Origin of the sequence: Streptomyces drozdowiczii, assembly GCF_026167665.1 — a bacterium.
Classification (GTDB): Bacteria; Actinomycetota; Actinomycetes; order Streptomycetales; family Streptomycetaceae; genus Streptomyces; species Streptomyces drozdowiczii_A.
The window spans coordinates 2463744-2489437 of the sequence record NZ_CP098740.1; the positions used below are offsets into that span (position 1 = coordinate 2463744).

At 69.1% G+C, this 25694-nt stretch carries 20 protein-coding genes; 5 read left to right on the plus strand and 15 right to left on the minus strand.

The window, feature by feature from the left end:
* Positions 1-5 precede the first annotated feature (5 nt).
* The 3 genes from NEH16_RS10910 to NEH16_RS10920 form a co-directional block, all read right to left on the minus strand.
* A complete protein-coding gene (locus tag NEH16_RS10910; protein WP_073964147.1) occupies positions 6-980 on the minus strand; it encodes an ABC transporter permease in 975 nt (324 codons plus the stop codon).
* The gene (locus tag NEH16_RS10915; protein ID WP_073964148.1) at positions 973-1896 is read right to left on the minus strand and encodes an ABC transporter permease; all 924 of its coding nucleotides are present in this window, start codon (positions 1894-1896) and stop codon (positions 973-975) included. Before NEH16_RS10915 ends, NEH16_RS10910 begins: the two co-directional genes overlap by 8 nt.
* A 98-nt stretch (positions 1897-1994) precedes the next feature.
* Positions 1995-3626 carry a peptide ABC transporter substrate-binding protein gene (locus NEH16_RS10920; protein ID WP_265541687.1) on the minus strand — a complete coding sequence of 544 codons (1632 nt, stop codon included), beginning with the start codon at positions 3624-3626 and terminating at the stop codon, positions 1995-1997.
* A gap of 507 nt (positions 3627-4133) precedes the next feature.
* Here NEH16_RS10920 and NEH16_RS10925 point away from each other — a divergent pair.
* The 5 genes from NEH16_RS10925 to NEH16_RS10945 all read left to right on the plus strand — a co-directional run bounded on the left by NEH16_RS10925 (position 4134) and on the right by NEH16_RS10945 (position 10252).
* Complete coding sequence (locus tag NEH16_RS10925; protein ID WP_265541689.1) at positions 4134-5162, plus strand: ABC transporter permease; 1029 nt, start codon at positions 4134-4136, stop codon at positions 5160-5162.
* 74 nt (positions 5163-5236) lie between these two features.
* Entirely contained in the window at positions 5237-7024 is a 1788-nt protein-coding gene (locus NEH16_RS10930) for an ABC transporter substrate-binding protein (protein WP_265541691.1), read from the plus strand.
* A gap of 86 nt (positions 7025-7110) precedes the next feature.
* Positions 7111-8091 carry an ABC transporter permease gene (locus NEH16_RS10935; protein WP_265541693.1) on the plus strand — a complete coding sequence of 327 codons (981 nt, stop codon included), beginning with the start codon at positions 7111-7113 and terminating at the stop codon, positions 8089-8091.
* An 11-nt stretch (positions 8092-8102) separates the two neighbouring features.
* Positions 8103-9128 carry an ABC transporter ATP-binding protein gene (locus NEH16_RS10940; RefSeq protein ID WP_265541695.1) on the plus strand — a complete coding sequence of 342 codons (1026 nt, stop codon included), beginning with the start codon at positions 8103-8105 and terminating at the stop codon, positions 9126-9128.
* 26 nt (positions 9129-9154) lie between these two features.
* Complete coding sequence (locus NEH16_RS10945) at positions 9155-10252, plus strand: ABC transporter ATP-binding protein (RefSeq protein ID WP_265541697.1); 1098 nt, start codon at positions 9155-9157, stop codon at positions 10250-10252.
* A 198-nt stretch (positions 10253-10450) separates the two neighbouring features.
* On the opposite strand, the gene NEH16_RS10950 is transcribed toward NEH16_RS10945, so the two are convergent.
* The 12 genes from NEH16_RS10950 to NEH16_RS11005 form a co-directional block, all read right to left on the minus strand.
* Positions 10451-11596: an ABC transporter ATP-binding protein gene (locus tag NEH16_RS10950; RefSeq protein ID WP_265541699.1), complete on the minus strand. Its 1146-nt coding sequence runs from the start codon at positions 11594-11596 to the stop codon at positions 10451-10453.
* Complete coding sequence (locus NEH16_RS10955) at positions 11589-12647, minus strand: ABC transporter ATP-binding protein (RefSeq protein WP_073964156.1); 1059 nt, start codon at positions 12645-12647, stop codon at positions 11589-11591. Before NEH16_RS10955 ends, NEH16_RS10950 begins: the two co-directional genes overlap by 8 nt.
* Positions 12648-12657: 10 nt before the next feature.
* Positions 12658-13605, minus strand: a complete 948-nt coding sequence (locus NEH16_RS10960) for an ABC transporter permease (protein WP_265541702.1) — start codon at positions 13603-13605, stop codon at positions 12658-12660.
* Entirely contained in the window at positions 13598-14530 is a 933-nt protein-coding gene (locus NEH16_RS10965; RefSeq protein ID WP_265547141.1) for an ABC transporter permease, read from the minus strand. The genes NEH16_RS10960 and NEH16_RS10965 overlap by 8 nt, the downstream gene beginning before the upstream one ends.
* Positions 14531-14695: 165 nt before the next feature.
* Positions 14696-16336: a peptide ABC transporter substrate-binding protein gene (locus NEH16_RS10970; protein WP_265541703.1), complete on the minus strand. Its 1641-nt coding sequence runs from the start codon at positions 16334-16336 to the stop codon at positions 14696-14698.
* A 461-nt stretch (positions 16337-16797) separates the two neighbouring features.
* Positions 16798-18705, minus strand: coding sequence for a translational GTPase TypA (gene typA, locus NEH16_RS10975; RefSeq protein WP_073964160.1), 1908 nt, complete (start codon positions 18703-18705; stop codon positions 16798-16800).
* Between the two features lie 140 nt (positions 18706-18845).
* Positions 18846-19538, minus strand: a complete 693-nt coding sequence (locus NEH16_RS10980) for a hypothetical protein (protein ID WP_265541706.1) — start codon at positions 19536-19538, stop codon at positions 18846-18848.
* Between the two features lie 117 nt (positions 19539-19655).
* Positions 19656-21971 carry an ABC transporter family substrate-binding protein gene (locus NEH16_RS10985; RefSeq protein ID WP_265541708.1) on the minus strand — a complete coding sequence of 772 codons (2316 nt, stop codon included), beginning with the start codon at positions 21969-21971 and terminating at the stop codon, positions 19656-19658.
* Between the two features lie 221 nt (positions 21972-22192).
* Positions 22193-22744 (minus strand): isochorismatase family protein, encoded by a 552-nt coding sequence (locus tag NEH16_RS10990; RefSeq protein WP_265541710.1) that lies wholly within the window; start codon positions 22742-22744, stop codon positions 22193-22195.
* 33 nt (positions 22745-22777) lie between these two features.
* Entirely contained in the window at positions 22778-24184 is a 1407-nt protein-coding gene (locus NEH16_RS10995) for an MFS transporter (protein ID WP_265547143.1), read from the minus strand.
* A gap of 11 nt (positions 24185-24195) precedes the next feature.
* The gene (locus tag NEH16_RS11000; protein ID WP_265541711.1) at positions 24196-24648 is read right to left on the minus strand and encodes a MarR family winged helix-turn-helix transcriptional regulator; all 453 of its coding nucleotides are present in this window, start codon (positions 24646-24648) and stop codon (positions 24196-24198) included.
* 68 nt (positions 24649-24716) lie between these two features.
* On the minus strand, positions 24717-25688 hold the full coding sequence (locus NEH16_RS11005; RefSeq protein WP_265541713.1) for an acetylxylan esterase: 972 nt from the start codon (positions 25686-25688) through the stop codon (positions 24717-24719).
* Positions 25689-25694: the final 6 nt, after the last annotated feature.

A 25694-nucleotide genomic window follows, 5' to 3' on the forward strand; every position in this document is an offset into this window, starting at 1 on the left:
ACTCCTCAGCGCAGCTTGGGGTCGAGGGCGTCGCGCACCGCGTCGCCGAGCATGATGAAGGCCAGCACCGTGACGGCCAGCGCGCCGGCGGGCCAGAGGAGCATGTGCGGGGCGTTGCGGATGTACTGCGACGCGGCGGAGATGTCGATGCCCCAGGAGACGGCGGGCGGCTTCAGGCCGACGCCGAGGAACGACAGGGTCGCCTCCAGCGAGATGTACGTGCCCAGCGCGATGGTCGCGACGACGATGACCGGGGCGACGGCGTTCGGCGCGATGTGGCGCAGCATCATCCGGCCGTTGGAGGCGCCGAGGGCGCGGGCGGCCTGGACGTAGTCGTTGTGCTTGGCGGTGATGACGGAGCCGCGGGCGATGCGGGCGATCTGCGGCCAGCCGAGCAGGACGATGAAGCCGATCACCGGCCAGACGGTGGAGCTGGTCACCACGGAGAGGAAGACCAGGCCGCCGAGGACGACGGGGATGCCGAAGAAGATGTCGGTGAGCCGGGACAGGATCGCGTCCCACCAGCCGCCGAAGAACCCCGCGAGGCCGCCGAGGACGCTGCCGATCAGGGCGACGCCGAGGGTGGAGCAGATGCCGACGGTGACGGAGTTGCGGGCGCCGTAGACGACGCGGGTGTAGACGTCGCAGCCCTGTCCGTCGTAGCCGAAGGGGTGGCCGGGCTGGGAGCCCTGCTGGGCCTTGCCGAGGTCGCAGTCGAGCGGGTCGCCGGAGGCGATGAGCTGCGGCCAGATCGAGATGACCACCAGGAACAGGATGATCAGCGCGGAGATGATGAAGACCGGGTTGCGGCGCAGGTCGCGCCAGGCGTCGGACCACAGGCTCTGCGGTCTGGTGTCGGGTCCGGTCCCGTCGGGGCCGCCGGGGGTCTTCTCCAGGCTGTCGCCCTCCGCGAGCGCGAGGTCCGTGGGCCCGCCGGCTCCGGCGGCCGAGATCGCCTCGTCCGGTGTCTGCTCAGGCATAGCGGATCCTCGGGTCGAGTACGGCGTAGAGGAGGTCGACGATCAGGTTGGCCGCCAGGAAGACCAGCACCAGGACGGTGACGAAGCCGACCACGGTCTGCGAGTTCTGGCGCAGGATGCCCTGGTAGAGCTGGTAGCCGACGCCGTGGATGTTGAAGATCCGCTCGGTGACGATCGCCCCGCCCATCAGGGCGCCCACGTCCGTACCGATGAAGGTGACGACGGGGATCAGCGAGTTGCGCAGCAGGTGGCGGATGACCACGCGGCGCCGGGGCAGCCCCTTGGCGGTGGCGGTGCGGACGTAGTCGGCGCGGGTGTTCTCGGCGATCGACGTCCGGGTGAGCCGGGTGACGTACGCCAGCGAGACGGAGGCGACCACCAGGCCCGGGATGAGCAGCTCGTTCAGGGGGGCCTCGGGCGAGACGGACGGTTTGATGACGCCCCACTCGACGCCCAGGAGCAGCTGGAGCAGCAGACCGGTCACGAAGGTCGGGATGGAGATCACGACCAGCGTCAGGATGAGGACGGTGGTGTCGACCGGCCGGCCGCGGCGCAGCCCCGTGACCACGCCGAGGCTGATGCCGATCACGATCTCGAAGACGATCGCGACGAGGGTGAGGCGGATGGTGATGGGGAAGGCGGTGCCCATCAGCTCGGTGACCTTCTGCCCGTTGAACGCGGTGCCGAAGTCGCCGGTGAAGACGTTGCCCATGTAGGTGAGGTATTGCTGCCACACCGGCTTGTCGAGGCCGAATTCCGTGCGGAGTTGGGCGGCGGTCGCCGGGTCGCACTGGCGGTCGCCGCAGAGACCGGCGATGGGGTCACCCATCACGTTCACCATCAGGAAGATCAACAGCGTGGTGCCGAAGAAGACCGGGATCATCTGCAGCAGCCGCCGGATCACATAACGTCCCATGAAGGGCTCCGGGGGTCGCGGGGGCGGAGGCTCGGGAGTCGGGGGACGGGGAAGCCGGGCGGCCGGTGCGTCACCGCACGGTCGCCCGGCTCCGTCCCTTACTTGACCTTGATCTGCTCGTACACCGGGACGCTGAACTGGTTCAGCGAGACGTTGGTGACGTTCTCCGAGTAGCCGGCGCTGCCGTTCTGGTACCAGAGCGGGATGACGGGCATCTGCTGGACCATGACCTTCTCGGCGTCCTGGAAGGTGGAGACGGCCTTGGCCTTGTCGGACTCGGCGTTGGCCTTGTCCACGAGGTCGTCGAACTGCTTGTTGTTCCACTTGCCGTCGTTGGACGAGGCGTTGGTGTAGTACACCGGCTGGAGGAAGTTCTGGATGAGCGGGTAGTCCATCTGCCAGCCCGCGCGCCAGGCGCCGTGCAGCTTCTGCTGGGAGACCTGGCTGCGGAAGTCGGCGAAGGTGCCGACGGGGGCGCCCACGCACGCCTTGTTGTTGCCCATGACCTTGTTGATGCTGTTGCAGACGGCGTCGACCCACTCCTTGTGCGAGCCGGTGTCCGCGTTGTACGAGATCTTGAGCTGGCCGCCCGGGATGCCGCCGCCGTCCTCGATCATCTTCTTGGCCTCGGCGGCGTTGTACGTGCACTCCTTGCCGCAGAGGCCCTTCTTGAAGCCGCCGTCCTCGCCGAGGACCGGGGAGGTCCAGTCGGAGGCGGGGGTGCGGGTCTTCTGGAAGATCTGGTCGGTGATCTGCGCCCGGTTGATCGCCATCGACAGGCCCTGGCGGACCTTGACGGCGCCGGCGGTGTTCCAGTTCTTGTCGTAGAACGGGAAGGCGAGGGTCTGGATGATGCCGGCCGGGGTGTTGATGTACCGGTCGCCGAGGTCCGACTTGACGTTCTTCAGCTGCGAGGCGGGCACGTCGTCCACGAGGTCGAGGTTGCCGGCCGTCAGGTCGGTGTAGGCGGTGTTGTTGTCGGTGTAGACCTTGAGGTCGATGCCGCCGTTCTGCGCCTTGTCGTCCCCGGGGTAGTCGTCCCACTTGCGCAGGCTCATCGAGGAGCCCTTGGTGTACTTGTCGATGGTGTACGGGCCGTTGCCGATGGGCTTGGACAACCAGGCGGAGTGGTCGGTGAAGAAGGTCTTGGGGAGCGGGGCGAAGGCCGGGTAGCCGAGGGTGTCGGGCCACAGCGAGAACTTCTGCGACAGCTTGACCGTGAAGGTCTTGTCGTCCACGACCTTGAGGCCGGACAGCTTGGTCGCACTGGCCTTCCCGGACTCCGGGTGGACCTTGTCGTAGCCGTCGATGTAGCCGAAGAAGTAGGCGTTCTTCTGGTTGTTCTTGAGGAGGGCGCCGTAGTTCCAGGCGTCCACGAAGGACTTGGCGGTGATCTTCTCGCCGTTGCTGAAGGTCCAGCCGTCCTTCACCGTGACGGTGAAGTTCTGGTTGTCCTTGGTCTCGATCTTCTCGGCGAGCATGTTGGTGGCCTCGCCGGTCTTCGGGTCGTACTTCTTCAGACCCCGGAAGATCATGTCGAGCACCTTGCCGCCCTGCACCTCGTTGGTGTTGGCCGGCTCCAGCGGGTTCTGCGGGTCACCCCAGGACGAGCTGACGATCCCGTCGGCGCCACCTCCACCGCCACCGCTGTCGCCCCCGCCGCAGGCCGTCGCCGCCAGGGCGACGGCCGCCGCGCATGCGGCCCACTTGACGTGTGTGGCTCCGCGCATGGAGTGCCTCCTCATTGTGCTCCGGCTTACGTGAGGTCAAATATCACCTCAGAGCGGGGCGTATGCATATCTACTCCCCCCATTCGGGCACGGCGGCACCCGTCCGGTCGTCGGCGTACGCGCCCCGGACACCGGATTCCGGACGCGGGCGCGACACCCGGGCAAGCCCCTCCACCCCCTCTGACGAGCGGCGAAGCGATAACGACGGGGCAACGAACCGGCATCGGCCGCATAGCACCACATCCGGATGTACGAATTCCGAGACAATGCCGCCCGGATATCGGACTCAATGCCCGGATTGGATTGAATTGCAGGCCAATATGCCCCGGAAAGAGCAAACGCAAGGCAAAAGACTCACCATGAGAAGGTCATGAATGAGTCAAGGTGCCAAAGAGCGGACCAAGGCGGCTCGACATTCATTGACCCTGCGTGAATTGCGTTGAAAAAGTCCGGGTAGCCCGTGGGTGTGCCCTGCGGAGTCCTTCGACCCTCCGGGCCAGGAGCACCATGACGATTCCAACCTCGAACGCAGCAGCCCCTCTTGAGGCGGCGGATGTGACGGCGGCCCTTCCGCCGGAGTCCTCCGCCGGCAAGGGAGGCGACGGCCGGTCGCCCGGAAAGCTCGCCTGGCGCCGCTTCAAGCGGGACCGTACCGGCGTGATTTCCGCGTATGTGGTCATTTTCTTCTTCGTGGTGGGCATTGCCGCACCGCTGATCGCGAAGCTGTACGGAAAGGACCCGTACACGACGTACGGGCAGAACGACACCAGCCTGCTGGACGACTTCGGCTCCCCGGTCCTCCCCAACGGCGGCATCAGCGGCGACTTCTGGTTCGGCATCGAGCCCGGCCTCGGCCGGGACGTCTTCACCTTCCTGCTCTACGGCATCCGCAACTCCCTGCTCATCGCCGCCGCCACCACGCTGCTCGTCACCGTGATCGGCATCGCGATCGGCATCACCGCGGGCTACCTCGGGGGCAAGACGGACTACCTGGTCGGCCGGGTCATCGACATCCTGCTGGCCTTCCCCTCCACGCTCTTCTTCATCGCCTTCTGGCCCGTACTGCTCTCGATCCTGGTCGACCCGGAGGAGAACACCCCGGTCTGGCTGACCGTGGTCACCCTCATCTCGGTCATGACCGCCTTCGGCTGGGCCTCCATCGCCCGTCTGCTGCGCGGTGAGGTACTGGCCCTGCGCGAGCGCGAGTTCGTGGAGGCCGCCAAGGTCACCGGCGCGTCCCCGGCGCGGATCATCTTCAAGGAACTGCTGCCCAACCTCTGGACGCCGATCCTGATCCAGGCCACGCTCGCGCTGCCCGCGTACGTGACGGCGGAGGCGGGTCTCGCCTTCCTCGGCGTCGGACTGACGTCACCGACCCCGGACTGGGGCGTGATGATCCAGCGCGGCTCGGACGTCTACCAGAGCGACATCACCTTCATGCTCTTCCCCGGCGCGTCGATGGTGATCTTCGTGATCGCCTTCAACCTCCTCGGCGACTCCGTGCGCGACGCGCTGGACCCCAAGACCAAGCGCTGAATCCGCCGTACTCCGGACGGGCGACGGGGCCCACCCGGATCCACCGTTTCTCCACTCGACCAGAGCAGGAAGCCATGTCTCTCTCCCGCAGAAACTTCGTCATCGCCACGTCGGTCGCGGCCGGCGGCTCGATGGTGCTCACCGCCTGCAGCAGCGGCAGCTCCACCGCCGGCAAGGGCGACAAGAGCAAGGGCCACGGCGGCGCCGACAAGTACACCGGCTCGGTGGTCGTCGGCACCAAGGAGGACTCCGCGGGCGCCGCTCCGGAGATCCCCGGCGCCAAGAAGGGCGGGACGATCCGCGGCATCGCGCCGGACGACTTCTCGCACCTGGACCCGCAGCGCATCTACTTCTCGTGGAACTCCGCGGTCGGTGACCTCTTCATCCGCTGCCTGACCGGCTACAAGATCGCCTCCGACGGCTCGATGAAGCTCGTCGGCGACCTCGCCACCGACCCGGGCACCACCAAGGACGGCGGCAAGACCTGGGAGTTCACGCTCAAGGACGGCCTCAAGTGGGAGGACGGCAAGGAGCTCACCGTCGAGGACGTGCGCCACGGCATCGAGCGCGGCTTCGCCGGCTTCACCACCGAGGGCGCCGGCTACGCCCAGCAGGCGCTCACCGGCACCACGGACTTCCGCGGGAAGTACAAGGGCCCGTTCAGCGGCAAGCACCTCGACTCGGTCGTGATCGACAAGGCCGCGAAGACCATCACCTTCAAGCTGGCCGAGGCCCGCCCGGACTTCAACTTCACCCTGGCGATGAGCTCCTACGGCGCCGTCCCGGTCAAGGGCGACAGCAAGGAGAAGTACGACAAGGACCCGGTCTCCTGCGGCCCGTACCGCATCAAGTCGCACTCCGTCGACAAGTCGATGACCCTGGTCCGCAACGAGCACTGGGACCCGAACAACGACGCGATCCGCAACGCGTACCCGGACAGCATCGTCTACGAGTTCGGCCCCGAGTCGCTCCAGGCGACCGACCGCCTGATCGCCGACAGCGGCGACGACCAGTACGCCGTCATGGCGTACAGCGGTGTCCCGGCCGAGCGCATCCAGAAGGTCCTGACCGACCCCGAGCTGAAGAAGCGCACCTTCAACGGTCTGCTCACCGGCATCTACTACTACGCGATCAACACCAAGCGCATCACCGACGTGAAGGTGCGCCAGGCCCTGATCCACGCGTGGCCGCTGGAGCAGATCCGCAAGATCTACGGTGGCCCCTCGGCCGGCGACTACGCCACGTCCATCCTGAGCCCCGACATCCTGGGCTACGCCAAGGACGACGTCTACGGCAAGCTGAAGAAGCCGCAGGGCGACCCGGAGAAGGCGAAGGCGCTGCTGAAGGAGGCGGGCAAGGAGGGGCAGAAGATCGTCTACGCCTTCCCGCAGAGCAACACCTACGACAAGACCAAGGTCGTCATCGAGAACGCCCTCAAGGCCGCCGGCTTCGAGCCCGTTCTCAAGCCGCTGGAGTCCACCAGCTACTACGACGGCGTCCAGAAGATCGACAACAAGTTCGACGTGATGTGGTTCGGCTGGGCCCCGGACTGGCCGACCGGCTACACCCTGATGCAGCCCCTGTTCGACGGCGGCACCATCGCGGACGGCGCGAACAACATCTCGCAGCTGAACGTCGACTGGGTCAACGAGGCCATCAAGAAGAACGTCACCATCGCGGACCCGGTCGAGGCCGGCAAGCAGTGGGCCGCGCTCGACAAGCGGATCATGACGGAGGAGGCGCCGATCATCCCCGAGACGTTCCAGCGCCGCTTCTACCTGTACGGCTCGAAGGTCGGCGGCGCCATGTTCCACCCGCAGTACTCCTCGGCCATCTTCTACAAGCTCTTCGTGAAGGCGTAGCCGACACCCCCCGAGGCGGGGCGCCCCCGCGGCGCCCCGCCCGCTCCCCTCCCCCTCGTCGGCGTCTGCCAGGGAAATCCATCGCCATGTTCCGCTTCCTCATCCGCCGGGCAATCGGCGCACTGGTCATCCTGCTGATCATCAGTGCCATCACCTTCGTCCTCTTCTACGTCGCGCCCCGCGACCCTGCTCGCGCGGCCTGCGGCAAGATCTGCACGCCGGAGACGCTGGCGCTGGTCAAGCAGAACCTCGGCATCGCCGACCCGCTGCCCGTGCAGTACTGGCACTGGCTGGAGGGCGTGTTCGTCGGACGCGACTACAGCTCGTTCGGCCACTGCCCCGCGCCGTGCCTGGGCTACTCGTTCCGCAACCGCGAGCCGGTCCTCGCCACCATCATGGACCGCCTCCCCACGACGCTCTCCCTCTCCGTCGGCAGCGCGGTCGTCTTCGTGCTCTTCGGTGTGGGCACCGGCATGGTGGCCGCCGTGAAGCAGGGCAAGACGCTGGACAAGGTCGCCTCCTCGGCGTCCCTGATCGGCTCCTCGATGCAGATCTACATCGTCGGCGTGGTCGCCATGTACTACCTCAGCGACCAGTGGCACATCCTCAGCCGTCCCAAGGACGTCGCGTTCACCGAGGACCCGGCCGGCTGGTTCTCCGGACTGCTGCTGCCCTGGATGGTGCTGGCGCTCATCTTCACCGCCAACTACACGCGTATGACCCGCTCCCAGCTCGTGGAGACGATGAGCGAGGACTACGTCCGCACCGCCCGGGCCAAGGGACTGTCCCGGCGCACCGTGTTCTTCCGGTTCGCCTGGCGCGGCGCGATGGGCCCGATCGTCACCATCTTCGGACTCGACCTCGGTCTGCTGCTCGGCGGCGCGATCATCACCGAGAAGACCTTCGGTCTGCACGGCATCGGCGCCCTCTCGATCAAGGCGGTCTACGACAACGACCTGCCGATGATCCTCGGGGTCGTCCTGGTCGCGGCGGCGGCGATCGTCCTCTTCAACATCATCGTCGACGCCGTCTACGCCTTCATCGACCCACGCGTCCGCCTCGCCTAGGGAGAGACCCCATGAGCACCCCCTTCCTCTCCGTACGCGATCTGCGCGTGCACTTCTCCAGCGAAGACGGCATGGTCAAGGCCGTCGACGGGCTCTCCTTCGACCTGGACCGCGGCAAGACGCTCGGCATCGTCGGCGAGTCCGGCTCCGGCAAGTCCGTCACCAACCTGGCGATCCTCGGGCTGCACCACCCCGACCACACCGAGATCGAGGGCGAGATCCTGCTCGACGGGCAGGACCTGCTGGCCGCCTCCGAGCGGGAGCTGGAGCGGCTGCGCGGCAACAAGATGGCCATGGTCTTCCAGGACGCCCTGGCCTCGCTGTCGCCGTACCACACCATCGGCAAGCAGATCGGCGAGACGTTCCGCAAGCACACCGGCGCCTCCAAGCAGGAGGCCCGGGCGCGGGCGATCGAGATGCTCACCAAGGTGGGCATCCCGCAGCCGAACCTGCGCGTGGACGACTACCCGCACCAGTTCTCCGGCGGTATGCGCCAGCGCGCGATGATCGCCATGTCGCTGGTCTGCGACCCCGCGCTGCTGATCGCGGACGAGCCGACGACCGCGCTGGACGTCACCGTGCAGGCCCAGATCATGGACCTGCTCAAGGACCTCCAGCAGGAGTTCGGCACCTCGATCATCTTCATCACCCACGACCTCGGCGTCATCGCCGACATCGCGGACGACGTCCTCGTGATGTACGGCGGGCGCTGTGTGGAGCGGGGTACGAAGAAGGAGGTGCTGCGCACGCCCCAGCACCCGTACACCTGGGGCCTGCTGGGCTCGATGCCCACCCTCGAAGGCCCGGTGGACGTGCCGCTCTCGCCGATCCCGGGTACTCCGCCGAGCCTCCTCAACCCGCCGACCGGCTGCCGCTTCCACCCGCGGTGCTCCTTCACCGAGCAGGTCGGCGGCGACCGCTGCTCGGCCCAGCAGCCTCCGCTGGACCTGGTGTCCGGGCGCGGGGCGGCCTGCCACCTGACCCCGGAGCAGCGCGCGGAGTTCTTCACCGACTTCGCCGGCACCCGGGCCAACTGACGTACAAGAGACGGGACTTTCCCACCATGAGCAGCACCGATCCCCTCCTGGACGTCTCCGGACTCACCAAGCACTTCCCGATCAAGGGCGGCTTCCCGATCCGGCGGACCGTCGGGGCCGTCCAGGCCGTGGACGGGCTGGACTTCACCGTCGCCGAGGGCGAGAGCCTGGGCCTGGTCGGTGAGTCCGGCTGCGGCAAGTCGACCACGGGCCGGCTGGTCACCCGGCTCCTCGAACCGACCGCGGGCCGGATCAGCTACCGCGGGCAGGACATCACGCACGCCACCCGCAAGCAGCTGGCGCCGGTCCGCTCCGAGATCCAGATGATCTTCCAGGACCCGTACGCCTCGCTGAACCCGCGCCAGACCGTCGGCAAGATCGTGTCGGCGCCCATGGAGGTCAACGGCATCGAGCCGCCCGGCGGCCGCGAGGCCCGGGTGCGGGAGCTGCTGGAGACGGTCGGGCTCAACCCGGAGCACTACAACCGCTTCCCGCACGAGTTCTCCGGCGGTCAGCGCCAGCGCATCGGGGTCGCCCGCGCGCTGGCCCTGGAGCCCAAGCTGATCGTGGCGGACGAGCCGGTGTCGGCGCTGGACGTGTCGATCCAGGCGCAGGTGGTCAACCTGCTCCAGAAGCTCCAGAAGGAGCTGGGGATCGCCTTCCTGTTCATCGCCCACGACCTGGCGGTGGTGCGGCACTTCTCGCAGCGCGTGGCCGTGATGTACCTGGGCCGGATCGTGGAGATCGCGGACCGCGACGACCTGTACGGGAATCCGCGCCACCCCTATACGCGGGCGCTGCTCTCCGCCGTGCCCGAGGCGACCGCGGACGACACGCCGGCCCGTGAGCGCATCCGGCTCACCGGCGACGTCCCGTCCCCCGTGAATCCGCCCTCGGGCTGCCGCTTCCGCACCCGCTGCTGGAAGGCCACGGACAAGTGCGCGAGCGAGGCGCCCCCGCTGGTCCGGGTCTCCGGCAGCCGTGAGGGCCACCTGACGGCCTGCCACTACCCGGAGGACACCCAGTCGGTGGCCGCCGTCCCGCAGGCCCGCAAGGAGGACCCCGAGCCCGCCAAGAGCCTGCGCAAGGACGGCGGGTCCGAAGACCGCGAGGCGCGAGGCTGACACCCCTCGCCTCGGCCCCGGGGCCGTACGCCCGGCGCGGGACCCGACCGGTCCTCGCCCGCCGTACGGCTCCGGCCGGGGGAACCGAGCACGCAACGGCCCATTGACCCGAGCACCCTGCGAGCCCGGTTCCCGGTACACGGGAAAGGCGCCCCGGAACCGATCGGTTCCGGGGCGCCTTTCGTCGCGCGCGCGGTGCTACGAGGCCGCGTGGACCACGTCCTTCTCCTCCGCGAAGTGGCAGGCCGACTCGTGGGCGGCCGGCGTCTTCGCGGTCTTGAAGCGCTCGGGGACCGCGAGGAGCGGCACCTCGGTGGCGCACTTGTCCTGGGCCTTCCAGCAGCGGGTGCGGAAGCGGCAGCCCGAGGGCGGGTTGGCCGGGGACGGGACGTCACCGGTGAGGATGATCCGCTCGCGGCCCTCGCGGGCCTCCGGGTCCGGGACCGGGACGGCCGACAGCAGCGCCTGGGTGTACGGGTGCGTCGGGTGGTCGTAGATCTGGACGTCCGTACCGATCTCGGCCATCTTGCCGAGGTACATGACGCCGACCCGGTCCGAGATGTGCCGGACGATCGACAGGTCGTGCGCGATGAAGAGGTAGGACAGGTTGAACTCGTCCTGGAGCTTCTCCATCAGGTTGACGACCTGCGCCTGCACCGACACGTCGAGCGCTGAGACCGGCTCGTCGCAGATGATGATCTCCGGGTTGAGCGCGAGGCCGCGGGCGATGCCGATGCGCTGGCGCTGACCGCCGGAGAACTGGTGCGGGTAGCGGTTGATGTACTCCGGGTTGAGGCCGACGACGTCCAGGAGCTCCTGGACCCTGCGCCGCCGGTCGCCCTTGGGGGCCACCTCGGGGTGGATCTCGTACGTCTCGCCGATGATGTCGCCCACCGTCATACGGGGGTTCAGCGAGGTGTACGGGTCCTGGAACACCATCTGGATGTTGCGGCGGACGGCCTTCAGGGCGCGGCCGGACAGCTTGGTGATGTCCTGGCCCTTGTAGAAGACCTCGCCGGCGGTGGCCCGCTCCAGCGTCATCAGCAGCTTGGCGACGGTGGACTTGCCGCAGCCGGACTCGCCCACGATGCCCAGCGTCTCGCCCGCGTACAGGTCGAACGAGATGCCGTCGACGGCCTTGACGGCGCCGACCTGCTTCTTGAAGAGGATGCCCTGCGTCAGCGGGAAGTGCTTGACGAGGTTGCGCACCTGGAGGATCGGCTCCCCCTGCGACACGGGCGCGTCGATGGCGGCTACGGCCTCCGCCTCGCTCGCCGCGTCGACGGTCTCCACCTCGGAGACGTTGGGGGTGGCGTCCACGGACTCCTTCGAGATGTCAGCCATGGATCGTCTCCTTCCAGAAGTGACAGGCGCTGCGGCGGCCGGCCAGCTCGGTGCCGTCCTGCTCGGTCACCGCGTGCAGCGGCGGGATGTCCGAACGGCAGATGTCCTGGGCCATGGTGCAGCGCGGGTTGAAGGCGCAGCCCGTCGGCACATGCAGCAGGTTGGGCGGCAGGCCCTTGATCGCGAAGAGCTCCTGGCCCTTCTGGTCCAGGCGCGGGATCGAGGCCAGCAGACCCTTGGTGTACGGGTGCGCGGGGCGCTTGTAGATCTCGTGCACCGGGGCGGTCTCGACGATCCGGCCCGCGTACATCACGGCGATCTTGTCGGCGACGTCCGCGACGACACCCAGGTCGTGGGTGATCAGGATCAGGCCCATGTTGTACTCGCGCTGGAGCTCCGCGAGCAGGTCCATCACCTGGGCCTGGACGGTCACGTCGAGCGCGGTGGTCGGCTCGTCCGCGATGATCAGGTCGGGCTCCAGGGCGAGCGCCATCGCGATCATGATGCGCTGGCGCATACCGCCGGAGAACTGGTGCGGGTAGTCCGAGACCCGGGCCGCGGCGGCCGGGATCTTCACCTGGTCCATCAGCTCGATGGCCTTGGCGCGGGCTTCCTTCTTGGTCAGGCCCTGGTGGACCCGGAACATCTCGCCGAGCTGGTAGCCGACGGTGAGGACCGGGTTCAGCGAGGACAGCGCGTCCTGGAAGATCATGGCGATCTTCTGGCCGCGGATCTGCCGGCGCTCCTCGCCGGACATCTTGAGCATGTCCTGGCCGCGGAAGAGGATCTCGCCCTGCGGGATCTTCCCGGGCGGCATGTCGAGGATGCCCATGATGGCCTGCGCCGTCACGGACTTGCCGGAGCCGGACTCACCGAGGACGGCGAGGGTCTCGCCGGCGTCCACGCTGTAGTTGACCCCGTTGACCGCCTTGGCCACACCGTCGCGGGTGTGGAACTCCACATGCAGGTCACGGACTTCGAGCAGGGGACCGACGTGGTCGTCACCCCGGCGTGCGGACGGGACTTCGGCGGTCTTGTTGATGGTGGCCACGTTCGCCCTCCTATCGCGACTTCGGATCGAGGGCGTTGCGGACGGCTTCGCCGAGCATGATGAACGCCAGAACGGTGATGCTGAGCATGATCGACGGGTAGATCAGGATGTGCTGCGCCACCCGGATCTGGCTCGAACCCGTCGAGATGTCGATGCCCCACGAGATGGTCGGGTCGGCGAGACCGAGGCCCAGGTACGACAGGGTCGCCTCGGCCGAGATGTACACACCCAGCGAGATGGTGGCGACGACGATCACCGGCGCCATCACGTTCGGCAGGATGTGCCGGAACATGATCCGGCCGGTCCCCGCACCGAGCGCCCGGGCCGCCTGGACGTAATCGGCCTCCTTGACGGTGATCACCGCGCCACGCATGACACGGGCGATCTGGGTCCAGCCGAGGAACGCCAGGGCGAGCACGACGACCCACACCTTGCGCTCGCTGAAGGACTGGAGCACGACCATCGCGCCGAGCAGGAAGGGCAGGCCCAGGAAGATGTTGGTGAAGCCCGAGAGGATCGCGTCGACCCAGCCGCCGAAGAAGCCGGACAGCATGCCGATGAGGCCGCCGAACAGGGTCACCAGCACGGTGACGCAGACGCCGACGGTGATCGAGGCGCGGGTGCCGTAGATGACGCGGGCGTAGACGCTGCGGCCCTGCCCGTCGTATCCGAGCCAGCCCTCGGAGCCGATCTTGCTCAGCTCCGGCTTCTTGAGGAAGTGCTTGCCGAGGTCCGCGTGGGTCGCCGAGGCCCCGGTGAACCAGCCGGGGAAGACGGCTATCACCAGGAGGATGACGATGAGGACGGACGACACCAGGAAGTACGGGTTGCGACGCAGGTCGGCCCAGGCGTCGCCCCACAGGCTGCGCGCCTTGGCGGCCTGCGCGACGGAGGTCGGGTCCGTGACGGGACCGTGGACGTCCTCGGGCGCGGGTGCGGTCTTGGTCACGTCAGGCATAACGGATCCTCGGGTCCAGGACCGCGTACAGCAGGTCGACGATCAGGGTCATGAACAGGTAGACGAGCACCAGGATGGTGACGAGGCCCACCAGGGTGGTGCCTTCACGCCGGGTGATCGAGTCGACGATGGTGCCGCCGACCCCCTTGACGTTGAAGACCGACTCGGTGACGACCGCACCGCCCATGAGGGCGCCCAGGTCGGTGCCGAGGAAGGTGATGACGGGGATCATCGAGTTGCGCATGAGGTGCACACCGATGATGCGGCGCTTGGGAAGTCCCTTGGCGACGGCCGTACGCATGTAGTCGGACCGCAGGTTCTCGGCCATCGTCGTACGGGTCAGTCGTGCCACGTACGCGAGGGAGAGCGAGCCGAGCACGATGGCCGGGGTCAGTAGTTCGCTCCAGGTCGCCTCATTCGAGACGTTGGGCGAGATCATCCCCAGCTGGTCGGCGAAGACGGACTTCACGATGTGCGCCAGCACGAAGACGGGGATCGAGATGATCAGCAGCGTCAGGATCAGGACCACGTTGTCGGCCAGCCGGCCGGCGCGCAGACCCGCGACCATGCCCAGGCCGATGCCGAGGATGATCTCGATGACGAATGCCATGCCCGCCAGTCGCAGCGTGACCGGGAAGGCGTCGCCGAGCACGTCCGTGACGGGGCGCCCGCTGGCTATCTGGGTACCGAAGTCCCCATGAAGGAGCATGCCCTTCATGTAGTCCCAGTACTGCACCAGAATCGGCTGGTCCAGTCCGAGCTTGTGCCGCATCGCTTCCAGAGTGGCCGGGTCGGCCCCCTTGTCCCCGAAGAGCCCGCGCACGGGGTCGCCGGGCAGCGTGTAGACCATCAGGAAGATCAGCAGCGTTGTCCCGAGGAAGACCGGGATCATCTGGAGCAGTCGTCGTGCGACATAGCGCCCCATCATGCCTCCATGTAATAGGCGGCGGCAGCCGACGGGCCCTCCCCCGCGCCGACTGCCCCTGAGGGTGGGTCGGTTGCGTGGAAGGGCCCCCGGCCACTGCGTGCGGCAGGCGCGGGACCGTTCTTCAGGCGGTCCCGCGCGTGCGCGCGGACTACGTCGGTGTGATTACTTCTTGACCTCGACCTGCGTCAGGATCGGGTCGCCGTCCTGCGCGTAGTCGACGTTCTGGACCTTCTCCGAGTAGCCGGCGTTGACCTTGTAGTACCAGAGCGGGATGGAGGGCATGTAGTTCACCAGCTCCTTCTCGATCTTCTGGTACGCGGCGACGGACTCTTCGAGGGAGGCGGCGGAGTCGGCCTTCTTGATCTCCGCGTCCAGGCCCTTGTTCGAGAAGTCGCCCTGGTTGCCCGCGGCGCCGGTACGGAACAGGTCCGAGATGAAGTTGGCGTTCACCGGGTAGTCGAGCACCCAGCCGGAGCGGTACAGGGACTTGACCTGCTTGTCGTCACGGGCGTTGGTGTCGGCCTGGAAGTCGGCCTTCGAGTCGGTGGTGCAGTTGACACCGGTGGACTGCTTGATGCTGTTGCAGACCGCCTCGACCCATTCCTTGTGGCCGCCGTCGGCGTTGAACTGGATCGAGATCTTGTTGCCCGGAACGCCGCCGCCTTCCTTGATGAGCTTCTTGGCCTTGGCGGGGTCGTACTTGGTGACGTCGCCCGTGGCGTCCTTCTGGAAGCCGAGGACGCCCTGCGCGACCCAGCCGGTGGCCGGCTCACGCGTGCCCTGGAGCACGGTCTTGGTGATCGTGTCGCGGTCGATGCCCATCGACAGGCCCTGGAGGACCTTCGGGTCGATGTCCTTCCACTGCTTGGTGTAGAAGGCGACGGCGATCGTCTGGATGGCCGAGTACGGCTTGTCCACGGCGCGGTCACCGAGGTCGGACCGGTAGACCGGGAGGTCCTTCGGGCCGATCTGGCGCAGCACGTCGACGTTGCCGGACTTCAGGTCCTCGTAGGCGGTCTCGAGGGTGGTGTAGTTCTTGAAGATCACACCGCCGTTCTTCGCCTTGTCGAGACCCTTGTAGTCGTCGTTGCGGACGACCTTGATCTGCTTCTTGTGGTCCCAGCTGACGAACTTGTACGCGCCGTTGCCGACCGGCTTCTCACCGGCGGCCTTCGGGTCCGCGTAGAAGGACTCGGGGAGCGGGGAGAAGACCGTGTAGCCGAGCTTGTACGAGAAGTACGGCAGCGGGGCGTTCAGCTCGATGGTGAACGTGTAGTCGTCCACCTTCTTCAGACCGGACATGGTGTCCGACTTCGGCTTGGCCTTCGCGTCCTCCGGGTGGACGTCCGCGTAGCCCTTGATGTCGCCGAACCAGGACGCGTTGGTCTGGTTGTTCTTGATGTTGGCGGCCCAGTTCCACGCCTTGATGTACGACTCGGCGGTGACGGGGGTGCCGTCGTGGAACTTCCAGTCCTTCTTGAGCTTGACCGTCCAGAGCTTCGAGTCCTTGGTGTCGACGGACTCGGCGTTGATCATCTCAAGCTTGCCGGACGGGTCGTAGTCCACCAGCTGCGAGAAGATCGCGTCGGTGACGATGCTGCCGTTCGACTCCATCGTGTTCGCCGGCTGCAGCGGGTTCTGCGGCTCGCCGACCTCGACGGAGAAGATGCCGTCCGGGTTCACCGCGCCCTTGGCGCTCTTGCCGCCCTTGTCGGCATCGTCGTCGCCGCCACCGCAGGCAGTCGCAGCCAGGGCGATGATGGCCGCTCCCGCGACCCACTTGGCGCTCTTGGCACCACGCATGGGTTTCCTCCTCATGAGTCCACTTTTGACTACAAGAAGGGCACTGGGTCGATACACCGACACCCCTGACGGTGATCGTTTCAGTGCCCTTAGTGTGCTCGTGAGTCGGCGCACTCCCCACGGTGCGTGACCCATTGACCCGAGCTCAATGGAGCCAACTATTAAGTACGACTGGGCCGTAAACCACACTTAAAGGGTCTCGGTTTGACAACATCCGACCCTTGCGCGGACCAAAATCCGGACAAAGTGATCCCAGACAGACACCCCCGAAACGGACTGTTAACACATGTTTCGGAGAGCAACCTCCGATAATCGGACGTTTCTGTCTCACATGCTGGTCAGGCAAGCCTAAAACCGGTTGACCACGGCCCAGGGCCCCCACAGTGTCTGTGAGGGCCCTGGGGCACGGCAATGCCTGGAGCTGACGGATCGTCGACCGGAAATCGCCTACCGGCGCCGGCTCAGCCGTGCTTGGCGCGCGAGGCGGTGCGGCTGCGCTCCTTCTGGTCGAGGACGACCTTGCGGATGCGGACGGCCTCCGGGGTCACCTCGACGCACTCGTCGTCGCGGCAGAACTCCAGGGACTGCTCCAGGGAGAGCTTGCGCGGCGGGACGATCGCCTCGAACGAGTCGGCCGACGAGGACCGCATGTTCGTGAGCTTCTTCTCCTTGGTGATGTTCACGTCCATGTCGTCGGAGCGCGAGTTCTCGCCGACGATCATGCCCTCGTACACCTCGGTGCCGGGGTCGGTGAACAGCACGCCGCGCTCCTGGAGGTTCGTCATCGCGAAGGCGGTGACGGCACCGGCGCGGTCGGCGACCAGCGAGCCGTTGTTACGGGTCGTCAGGGTGCCGAACCACGGCTCGTGGCCCTCGTGGATGGAGTGCGCGATACCCGTACCGCGGGTGTTCGTCAGGAACTCCGTACGGAAGCCGATGAGGCCGCGGGACGGGACGACGAACTCCATGCGGACCCAGCCGGAGCCGTGGTTCGACATGTTGTCCATGCGGCCCTTGCGGACGCCCATGAGCTGCGTGACGGCGCCCATGTGCTCCTCGGGCACGTCGATCGTCATGCGCTCGACGGGCTCGTACGTCTTGCCCTCGACGTCCTTCGTGACCACCTGGGGCTTGCCGATGGTCATCTCGAAGCCCTCGCGGCGCATCTGCTCGACCAGGATGGCCAGCGCCAGCTCACCGCGGCCCTGCACCTCCCAGGCGTCGGGGCGCTCGGTGTCCAGGACGCGCAGCGAGACGTTACCGATCAGCTCGCGGTCCAGGCGGTCCTTGACCTGGCGGGCGGTGACCTTGCGGTCCTTGACCGCGGCCTTGGCGTCCGCGCCCTTGCCGGTGCCGCCCCGGCCGACCAGCGGCGAGGTGTTGGTGCCGATGGTCATGGAGATCGCGGGCTCGTCCACCGTGATCAGGGGCAGCGCGACCGGGTTCTCCGGGTCGGCGAGCGTCTCACCGATCATGATCTCCGGGATACCGGCGACGGCGCAGATGTCACCGGGGCCGGCCACCTCGGCGGGCTTGCGGGTGAGCGCCTCGGTCATCATCAGCTCGGTGATGCGCACGTTCTGGATGGAGCCGTCGCGCTTGATCCAGGCGACCGTCTGGCCCTTGCGCAGCTCGCCCTGCTCGACGCGCAGGAGCGCGATACGGCCGAGGAAGTTGTCGGCGTCGAGGTTGGTGACGTGGGCCTGGAGCGGCGCGCCCTCCTCGTACGTCGGGGCCGGGACGTGCTCCAGGATCGCGGAGAAGAACGGCTCCAGGTTGGTGGAGTCCGCCGGGACGGTGCCGTCCTCCGGCTTGGTCAGCGAGGCGATGCCGTCACGGCCGCACGCGTAGACGATCGGGAACTCGATCTGCTCCTCGTCCGCGTCCAGGTCGAGGAAGAGGTCGTACGTCTCGTTGACGACCTCGTCGATCCGGGAGTCGGGCCGGTCCGTCTTGTTGATGCACAGGATGACGGGCAGCCGCTGCTGGAGCGCCTTGCGCAGCACGAAGCGGGTCTGCGGGAGCGGGCCCTCGGAGGCGTCGACCAGAAGCACCACCGCGTCCACCATCGACAGGCCGCGCTCGACCTCGCCACCGAAGTCGGCGTGGCCGGGGGTGTCGATGATGTTGATGGTGATGACGTCGCCGCCATCCTTGGGGTGGTACTTCACGGCCGTGTTCTTGGCCAGGATCGTGATGCCCTTCTCACGCTCCAGGTCGTTCGAGTCCATCATGCGGTCGTCGAGCGACTCGGCGGCGTGCGCGGCGAAGGAGCCGGCCTGCTTGAGCATGGCATCGACGATGGTCGTCTTGCCGTGGTCGACGTGGGCGACGATGGCTACGTTACGGATGTCGTGGCGCGTGGGCATGGTGTGGCTTGCGCTTCTCTCGGATCGGGGATTCAGGCGCCTGGGTCGGTCTTGAGTCCTCGTACGCCCGCCGGGCGGACGCGCCACGGCTACTCCCATGGTACGGGCCCGGCGGGTGGAGGGCTTCCCGGCCGGGGCCCTCAGGCGGGGCAGGACAGTCTGAACGCCTCGTGGGCGGCGGCCGAAGCCGTCCTGTCCAGCGGTTCCTCGCAGCTGATGAGTCCGCCGCCCGAGCTGCCCCAGGTGACCACGTGCCCCGTGGTCGCCCTCCGGCCCCCACCGCTTCCGCAGGTGTACCGGAAGTCCGTCTCGACCAGGCGCACGAAGCTGAAGTAGGCCAGCCGGAGGGTGCGGCCCGAGGCGCCGACCTCGCCGCCGCCCGAGTCGATCTCCGCGTACTGCCCCGGTTCGGCGAGCCCCGAGCCCGCCTCCGGGTCCTCGTCCTTCTCCGCGAACCCGAGGCGCACGCTCAGCGCGAAGAGCACCTCCCGCTGGTCCGGCCGCGGGCCCTGGAAGTCCAGGGACGCCTGGTCCGTACGCAGCCGTCGGACGGGCTCGGTCAGCTTGACCATCGTGTGGGACTTGCCCGGGATGCGCTGCGGGGCGGCGAGCCCGTTCAGCACGGATTGGTCCCGCAGGTTGAACCAGGTGTACGTGCCGCCCCGGCACGCCCGCTGCTCCCGGGCGACGGTCTTGTCCGCCGCCGCCTTCGATGATCCGGCCGGGGCCGGCTCGTCGGCCGCCCCGTCGTGCGGCGTCGAGGTGCAGCCCCCGACGAGGAGGCCCGCCGCCATCATGACCGCAGCCGTGGTGACCGCTCGTGTCCGCTTCATGGTCCCGCCCCCGTGGTCCGTTCTTCCGGTGGAATTCACCGGTGGTCACGGACCACGGTTGCCGTAACGGGCTTCACGGACAAGTGACTTGAGCAGTTCCAGAGGTGCGGATATCGGCTACTTCCTCCGGTCGGCCGGAGCACCCGCCGCCTGCGGGGCCTTGTAGCCGATGTCCTGGTAGTGCGGCACCCCGAGGCCGAAGGCGCCGACGTTCACGAGTTGCTTGCCGGTGGCGACGAGCTGGGGGCGCTGGAAGAGGGGAATCGATCCCGCGGCGGCCCAGATCCGGGCGTCCGCCTTCCGCATGAGGTCCTGGGCGGCCTTCTCGTCCAGCTCCGACGCGGCCTGGTCGAAGAGCTGGTCGATGTGGTCCGTGCCGACCCGGGTGTAGTTCTGCTCCACGAGCAGCGAACCGTCGGACGCGGGCAGCGGCTTGGCGAAGATCGGGCGGTCGTCGGTGGCCGGGTAGGCGGTGGCGGGCCAGGAGTACAGGGCCATGTCGTAATCGCCGGAGGCCACGTGGTCGCGGAAGTAGCTGTCGTCGGAGACCTTGGTGATCTCGGTGCGGATGCCGATCGTGTCGAGCATCGCGGCGATCTTCTCGCCGACGCTGCGCAGTCCGGCCGAGCCGGGCCCGGACGGCAGGACGAAGCGCAGGCTCAGCGGCTTGCCGTTCTTGCCGAGCGGACCGCGCGCGGCGTCGGCCGCCTTGGCGGGCGCCGCGGTGCCCGCCGGGGCGTACGCTCCGGCGGCGCCCCCGGGCTGCCGGTCCTGGGCCCGGATCGCGTCCCGGGCGTCCTCCGACGTGCCCGTGGAGCCGAGGTGCCCGGCCTGGCGCAGCAGGGCGGCGCTCTGCGCGGCGGCGTCGGGGGCCGGGGCGAGGACGTGGGTGCCGCCGGGCTTGTCGTCGCCGACGATGTAGAGCCCGTCGTCGGCGGCGGGCTCGCCCGCGGCACGGTTCCCCTTGCCGTCGTCGGCCTCCTGGCCGGCGCTCCCCTTCTTCTCGGCGTCCTTGTCCTTCTTCTCGCCCTCGCTGCCGGCCTTGGTGCCGTCGCTCCGGCTGAGCGCGCCCTCGCGCGTCCAGCCCGCGTCGGCGAGCAGCGCCTGCGCCTGCGCGGTGTCCTGCTTGCCGAGCGCGTCGCTGCCGTCCCGGTACGCGGGCTGCCCGGCGACGGCGAGGTGGCTGCCGAGCGGCTGGGCGGGCAGTCCGAGCGGCTTGAGCACGGTGTCGGCCAGCTCCTGGCGGTCCAGGGCGCGGGCGACGGCCCGGCGCACCCGGTCGTCGGCGAGCGGTCCGGTCTCGCCGTTCAGCGCGAGCTGGGTGTAGGCGGGCTCCAGGGACTTGCGGACCACGAAGGCGCGCAGCCCGCTCTGCTCGGTGGCGTACGCGTCGGCGGCCCTGGCCTTGTCGTCCCGGGCCTCCTGCTCCTCCTCGGCCGCCTCCTCGTCGGTGCCGTGCGCCACGGCCCAGGAGCGCAGGGCGTCCGCCGGGCTCTGCGCGGCGCCGGGGCCATGGGCGGGCGGTGCGCCTGCCGCGCCCTCGCGGGCCGCCTGGGCGATGCGGTGGGCGGTGGTGGAGTCGATGTCGGCGATGTCGACGGCACCCTCGGCCAGCGCGTCGGTGCGCTCCTCGGGCTTGACGGCCTTGAAGACCAGCGAGTCCAGCTTGGCGCGGCCGCCCCACCAGCGCGGGTCGCGGGTCAGCGTGACGGACCCGGCCTTCTTGTCCACCTCGCGCAGCCGGAAGGGCCCGGCGGTCGCCTTGAGGGTGGTGCGGGCGCCGTCGTTGAAGGCGTCCGGGGAGCCCGTGACCTGCTTCGGGTAGAGGGGCGAGAACAGCGAGCGCCAGTCCGCGTACGGCTTGGCGAAGGTGACCTTGACCTCCAGGTCGTCGTGGCCGCGCTCGATCTTCTCGATGCGTTCGTAGCCGGCGTTGCGGGCGGTCCAGAACGCGGAGTCCTTGCCGCTCAGCGCCCGCCACTGGGCGACGAAGTCCGGGGCGCCGATGCCGCGGCCGTCGCTCCAGACGGCCTGCTGGTTGAGCCGGTAGACGACGACCTGGCGGGGCTCGGTCTCGGTCACCTTGGCGGATTCGAGGTAGTCCGGGTTGAGCTGCGGCCGGCCCTGGGCGTCGAGCGGGAAGAGCGTCGGCAGCAGGGCCCCGGTGATCCGGGTGGTGGCGCTGTCGGCGTCCGCCTGGAAGGCGTTGAAGGTGGCGGGGAGCGCGTCGATCGCCCAGGTGACCTTGCCCCCGTCGGCGACCTGGGCGCGGGCGGCGCGGGCCACGTCCTGCGGTACGGCGGCGACGGCCGCGGTGTCCTTCCCGTCCGAGCTGCATCCGGCCAGCGCCGGGAGGGTGAGGACGCCTGCGGTGAGGAGGGCGGGGATGCGCCTCTTTCGGGCCGTCCCGCGCGGGACTCCGACGTGGGACATGGCTGATACCTCCGGGGACGGCCCGGCCCGCACCGGGATGGGCCTGATTGAGCGTTTTTGGTGGCATTTGCAGTTGATCACACTGGTTCCGCCCCTCCACTCAAAACGCCCTCGCGCGGGAACGCCGTGCCGACACGGCGGGTACGCCCCGAAGCCCACCCGTACGGCGGAGCGCCGCGGCCCGGGTGGGCCGCGGCGCTCCGTCCTGTGCGCGGGTCCGGTCAGCCGAGGAGCTTGACGATCTCGTCGGTCGTGCCGGTCTCGCCGAGGCGCGGGAAGATCCGCTGGAGGCTGTTGTCGTGGGCCTCGCCGCTCATGTCGGTCATCGCGTCCGTGGCGAGCGTGACGTGGTAGCCGTGCTCGTGCGCGGAGCGGGCGGTGGACTCGACGCCGATGCTGGTCGCGATGCCGGCCACCACGACCTGGGTGACGCCCCGGCGGCGCAGCTGGAGGTCGAGGTCGGTGCCGTAGAAGGCGCCCCACTGCTGCTTGGTGACGATGATGTCGCCCTCGGCCGGGCCCATCTCGGGCACGATCTCGGCCCAGTCGGCGGCCGGCTTCCCGGACCGGGCCGGGCCCTCGTTGCGGCCGGGGGCGCCGCCGGTGACGCGGACGAGGACCACGGGCAGGCCCTTGGCCCGGAAGGCGTCGGCGAGGGTCGCCGCGTTGGCGATGACGTCGGCGGAGGGGTGGGCGGTGGGCAGGGCGGTGATGCCCTTCTGGAGGTCGACGACGATCAGCGCGGTGTTGGGGTCGAGGACGGTGGCGGTCATGGTGGTGCTCCTTGGGGTGGTGCTTGCGGGGAATCAGGTACGCCCGCGCAGGGCGCGGTCGGTGACGGTGAGGACGATGAGCAGGACGCCCAGGACGGCGGCGACGGCGGCCATCAGGTGCAGTCCCCGGTCGCCGGCCGACTGTCCGTAGGCCAGGGCGATGAGGCTGGAGGCGGTGATCGCCCCGATGTACTGGGCGGTGCGCTGGAGGCCGGCGGCCGAGCCGACGGATGCGGGCGGCGCGAAGGCCTGCACGGCCGCCTGGTTGCTGGTGCCGATGAGCCCTTGCGGGATGCCGAAGCAGGCACCGGCGAGCAGCAGCACGGCGACCGGTGCGTCGCCGGACAGCAGGAAGAGCATTCCGGCCCCGGCGGTGAGCAGGACGCAGGCCAGGACGAGCGGGCCCCGGATGCCCTTCGTACGGGCGCCGAGCAGCGAGCACACCAGCGCGGCGACGGACATCGGCAGCATGAGGAGTCCGGTGTGCCCGGAGGAGTAGCCCCGGGCCTCCTCCAGCCACTGCGTGTATCCGTACATCACGCAGTAGATCAGCAGGTAGCTGATGCCGTGCCGGAGGTACGTACGGGAGAGCGCGCCGTTGCGCGCGAGCATCCGCAGATCGATGAAGGGGGCGGGGGCCCGCAGCTGCCACCACACGAGGGCGGCGCCCAGCGCGGCGAACGGCGCGAGCAGCCACCACATCGGGTGCGCGAGGTCGAGCAGGAAGAAGACCAGGACGGTGAGCGCGGTCGCGAACAGGCCGATGCCGAGCGGGTCGAGCCCGAGCCGGGGCGCCGGGCCGCCGGTCGCCCGGGCGCGCGGCGGGTCGGCCGGGATCCAGAGCAGCGCCGCGCCGAGGGCGATCAGCGCCACGGGCACGTTGACGGCGAAGATGCCGCGCCAGCCGGCCGTCATGACGAGCAGTCCGCCGAGCGTGGGCCCGACCGCCGCGCTGCCGAGCGCGGCGAAGGAGAGCCGGGCCAGCACCGGGCGCGGGGTCGGCCGCCCGATCCGGGCCGACTCGTCGCGCAGCACCGCCATCGCGGCCGGGTAGGCCGCCGACGTACCGATGCCGAGCAGCAGCCGCGACACGATCAGCTGGCCGAAGCCCTGCGCGAAGGTGCCGACCAGGCCGGAGGCGATGACCACGACCAGCCCGGCGAGGAAGACCCGGCGCGGCCCGAGGACGTCGGCGAGCCGGCCCAGAACGGGCTGGGCGACGGCGCTGGCGAGGTAGAGGACGGAGATCAGCCAGGCGGTGTCGGCGGCGCCGACGGAGAAGTGGTGCCCGATCGCCACCAGCGCGGTGGAGATCATCGTGGTGTTCAGCGGGTTGAGCAGCGAGCCGAGCAGCAGCGGCGCGGTGAGCCGGGCGCTGAAGCCGGGGTCGGGCGCCGTCCGCTCCGGGCGGGCCGCCGCGCGTACCGCCCCGGGGAGCACTTCGCGAGCGGTCACGAACCGACCAGGCGTTCGATGAGGGCCGCGGCCTCGGCGACCGCCCGCCGCTCGTGCCCGTCCAGCTCGGCGGCGACGGCCTCGGCCAGCCAGTTCCGCTTGGCGGCCCGGACGTCGGCGAGGGTGGTGCGCCCGGCGTCCGTGATCGACATGACGGACTTCCGCCCGTCGGCCGGGTCCGGCGCCCGCTCGACAAGACCCTGCGTCTCCAGCGCGCCCAGGGTCAGCCGCATGGACTGCGGGCGTACGAATTCGGCGCGGGCCAGGTCCGCGGTGGTCGCGGCGCCCCCGTCGTCCAGCCGGGCGAGGACCGAGCGCTGGGTCGGCGTCAGCAGCGACTCCGACGAGGAGGAACGCAGCCGCCGCAGCAGTCGGCCGACGACGGCGGCCAGCTGGTTCGCCACCTCTTCGGCCGTGGGGTCGGGGACCGCCCCGGATGATTGCGTCATACATTCACCGTACGAGAACGACAGGCCACCTTGCAAGGCAGCCTGTCGTTCTTCTCCTATCAGTCGAGTCAGTCGAGCCGCTTCCCGAAGAACTCCTGCCGCGCCGCCGCCAGCGCGGCCATGTCCGCGGGCAGCCCCCTGTGGACGAAGTGCCCGGCGGCCGCCACCAGCAGCTCCCGCTCCCCCGCGAGCGCGTTGTACACCGCGAACTGCCCCGGTGGCGGCACGGACGGGTCGAACAGGGCCGCCCCCACCAGCGTCGGCCGCTCCAGGAACGCGGCCGCCGTCGCCGCGTCGAAGTACCGCAGCACCTCCGTCACCTCGGGGTGCCCGGCGCAATGGCCGCGCACCGCCTCGCCGCTCCCCGCGCACGGCAGCGTCAGCCGCAGCGGGTGGTTGCCGAACGTGGGGACCGTCAGCTGCGCCGCCGCGAACCGCTCGTCCCACGGCAGGGCCAGGGCGCCGAGCCCGCCGCCGAAGCTCTCGCCCAGGTAGCCGAGGCCCTTCCCCGCGACTTCCGGGACCAGCTCCTGGAGCGCGGAGGCCGCGCACCACAGGTCCGCCACGCAGTCCCCGATGACATAGGTGTCGCGCGAGGCGATGCCGTGCAGCACATGCCCGTCCGCCCGCTCCGGGATGCCCGGCGCCAGGCCGCGCGCCCCCATCCCCCGTACGCACGGCAGGATCGCCGCCGACCCGGGCAGCGGGAGCGGCACGTCCGGCCCCGGTTCCGCCCGGCCGCCGTAGCCGTGGCCGATGACGAAGCCGTGCCGCACGGGCTCGACGGGCAGGGCGAGCCAGCCGCCCAGGCGGACGCCGCCGACCGAGGTGTAGGTCACCCCGTGGACACGGACGCCGTCGCGCTCCTCCTCCAGGGGGCCCACCTCGGGGTCGGGGGCGACGGCGCGGGCCGCCGCGTACCGCTCCCGCCAGAAGGCGGCGAAGTCGTCGGGGGCGGGCGGCGCCGGGACCGCCTTCAGCTCGTCGAGTGTGTAGCCGTAGGTGGGGTCGAAGGGGAAGTCGTGCACGAAGGAAGTCATGGGCGC

Coding starts and splice junctions, on each gene's coding strand:
- NEH16_RS10910 (WP_073964147.1), bottom strand. CDS start 980: ATGCCTGAGCAGACACCGGACGAGGCGATCTCGGCCGCCGGAGCCGGC.
- NEH16_RS10915 (WP_073964148.1), bottom strand. CDS start 1,896: ATGGGACGTTATGTGATCCGGCGGCTGCTGCAGATGATCCCGGTCTTC.
- NEH16_RS10920 (WP_265541687.1), bottom strand. CDS start 3,626: ATGCGCGGAGCCACACACGTCAAGTGGGCCGCATGCGCGGCGGCCGTC.
- NEH16_RS10925 (WP_265541689.1), top strand. CDS start 4,134: ATGACGATTCCAACCTCGAACGCAGCAGCCCCTCTTGAGGCGGCGGAT.
- NEH16_RS10930 (WP_265541691.1), top strand. CDS start 5,237: ATGTCTCTCTCCCGCAGAAACTTCGTCATCGCCACGTCGGTCGCGGCC.
- NEH16_RS10935 (WP_265541693.1), top strand. CDS start 7,111: ATGTTCCGCTTCCTCATCCGCCGGGCAATCGGCGCACTGGTCATCCTG.
- NEH16_RS10940 (WP_265541695.1), top strand. CDS start 8,103: ATGAGCACCCCCTTCCTCTCCGTACGCGATCTGCGCGTGCACTTCTCC.
- NEH16_RS10945 (WP_265541697.1), top strand. CDS start 9,155: ATGAGCAGCACCGATCCCCTCCTGGACGTCTCCGGACTCACCAAGCAC.
- NEH16_RS10950 (WP_265541699.1), bottom strand. CDS start 11,596: ATGGCTGACATCTCGAAGGAGTCCGTGGACGCCACCCCCAACGTCTCC.
- NEH16_RS10960 (WP_265541702.1), bottom strand. CDS start 13,605: ATGCCTGACGTGACCAAGACCGCACCCGCGCCCGAGGACGTCCACGGT.
- NEH16_RS10965 (WP_265547141.1), bottom strand. CDS start 14,530: ATGGGGCGCTATGTCGCACGACGACTGCTCCAGATGATCCCGGTCTTC.
- NEH16_RS10970 (WP_265541703.1), bottom strand. CDS start 16,336: ATGCGTGGTGCCAAGAGCGCCAAGTGGGTCGCGGGAGCGGCCATCATC.
- typA (WP_073964160.1), bottom strand. CDS start 18,705: ATGCCCACGCGCCACGACATCCGTAACGTAGCCATCGTCGCCCACGTC.
- NEH16_RS10980 (WP_265541706.1), bottom strand. CDS start 19,538: ATGAAGCGGACACGAGCGGTCACCACGGCTGCGGTCATGATGGCGGCG.
- NEH16_RS10985 (WP_265541708.1), bottom strand. CDS start 21,971: ATGTCCCACGTCGGAGTCCCGCGCGGGACGGCCCGAAAGAGGCGCATC.
- NEH16_RS10990 (WP_265541710.1), bottom strand. CDS start 22,744: ATGACCGCCACCGTCCTCGACCCCAACACCGCGCTGATCGTCGTCGAC.
- NEH16_RS11000 (WP_265541711.1), bottom strand. CDS start 24,648: ATGACGCAATCATCCGGGGCGGTCCCCGACCCCACGGCCGAAGAGGTG.
- NEH16_RS11005 (WP_265541713.1), bottom strand. CDS start 25,688: ATGACTTCCTTCGTGCACGACTTCCCCTTCGACCCCACCTACGGCTAC.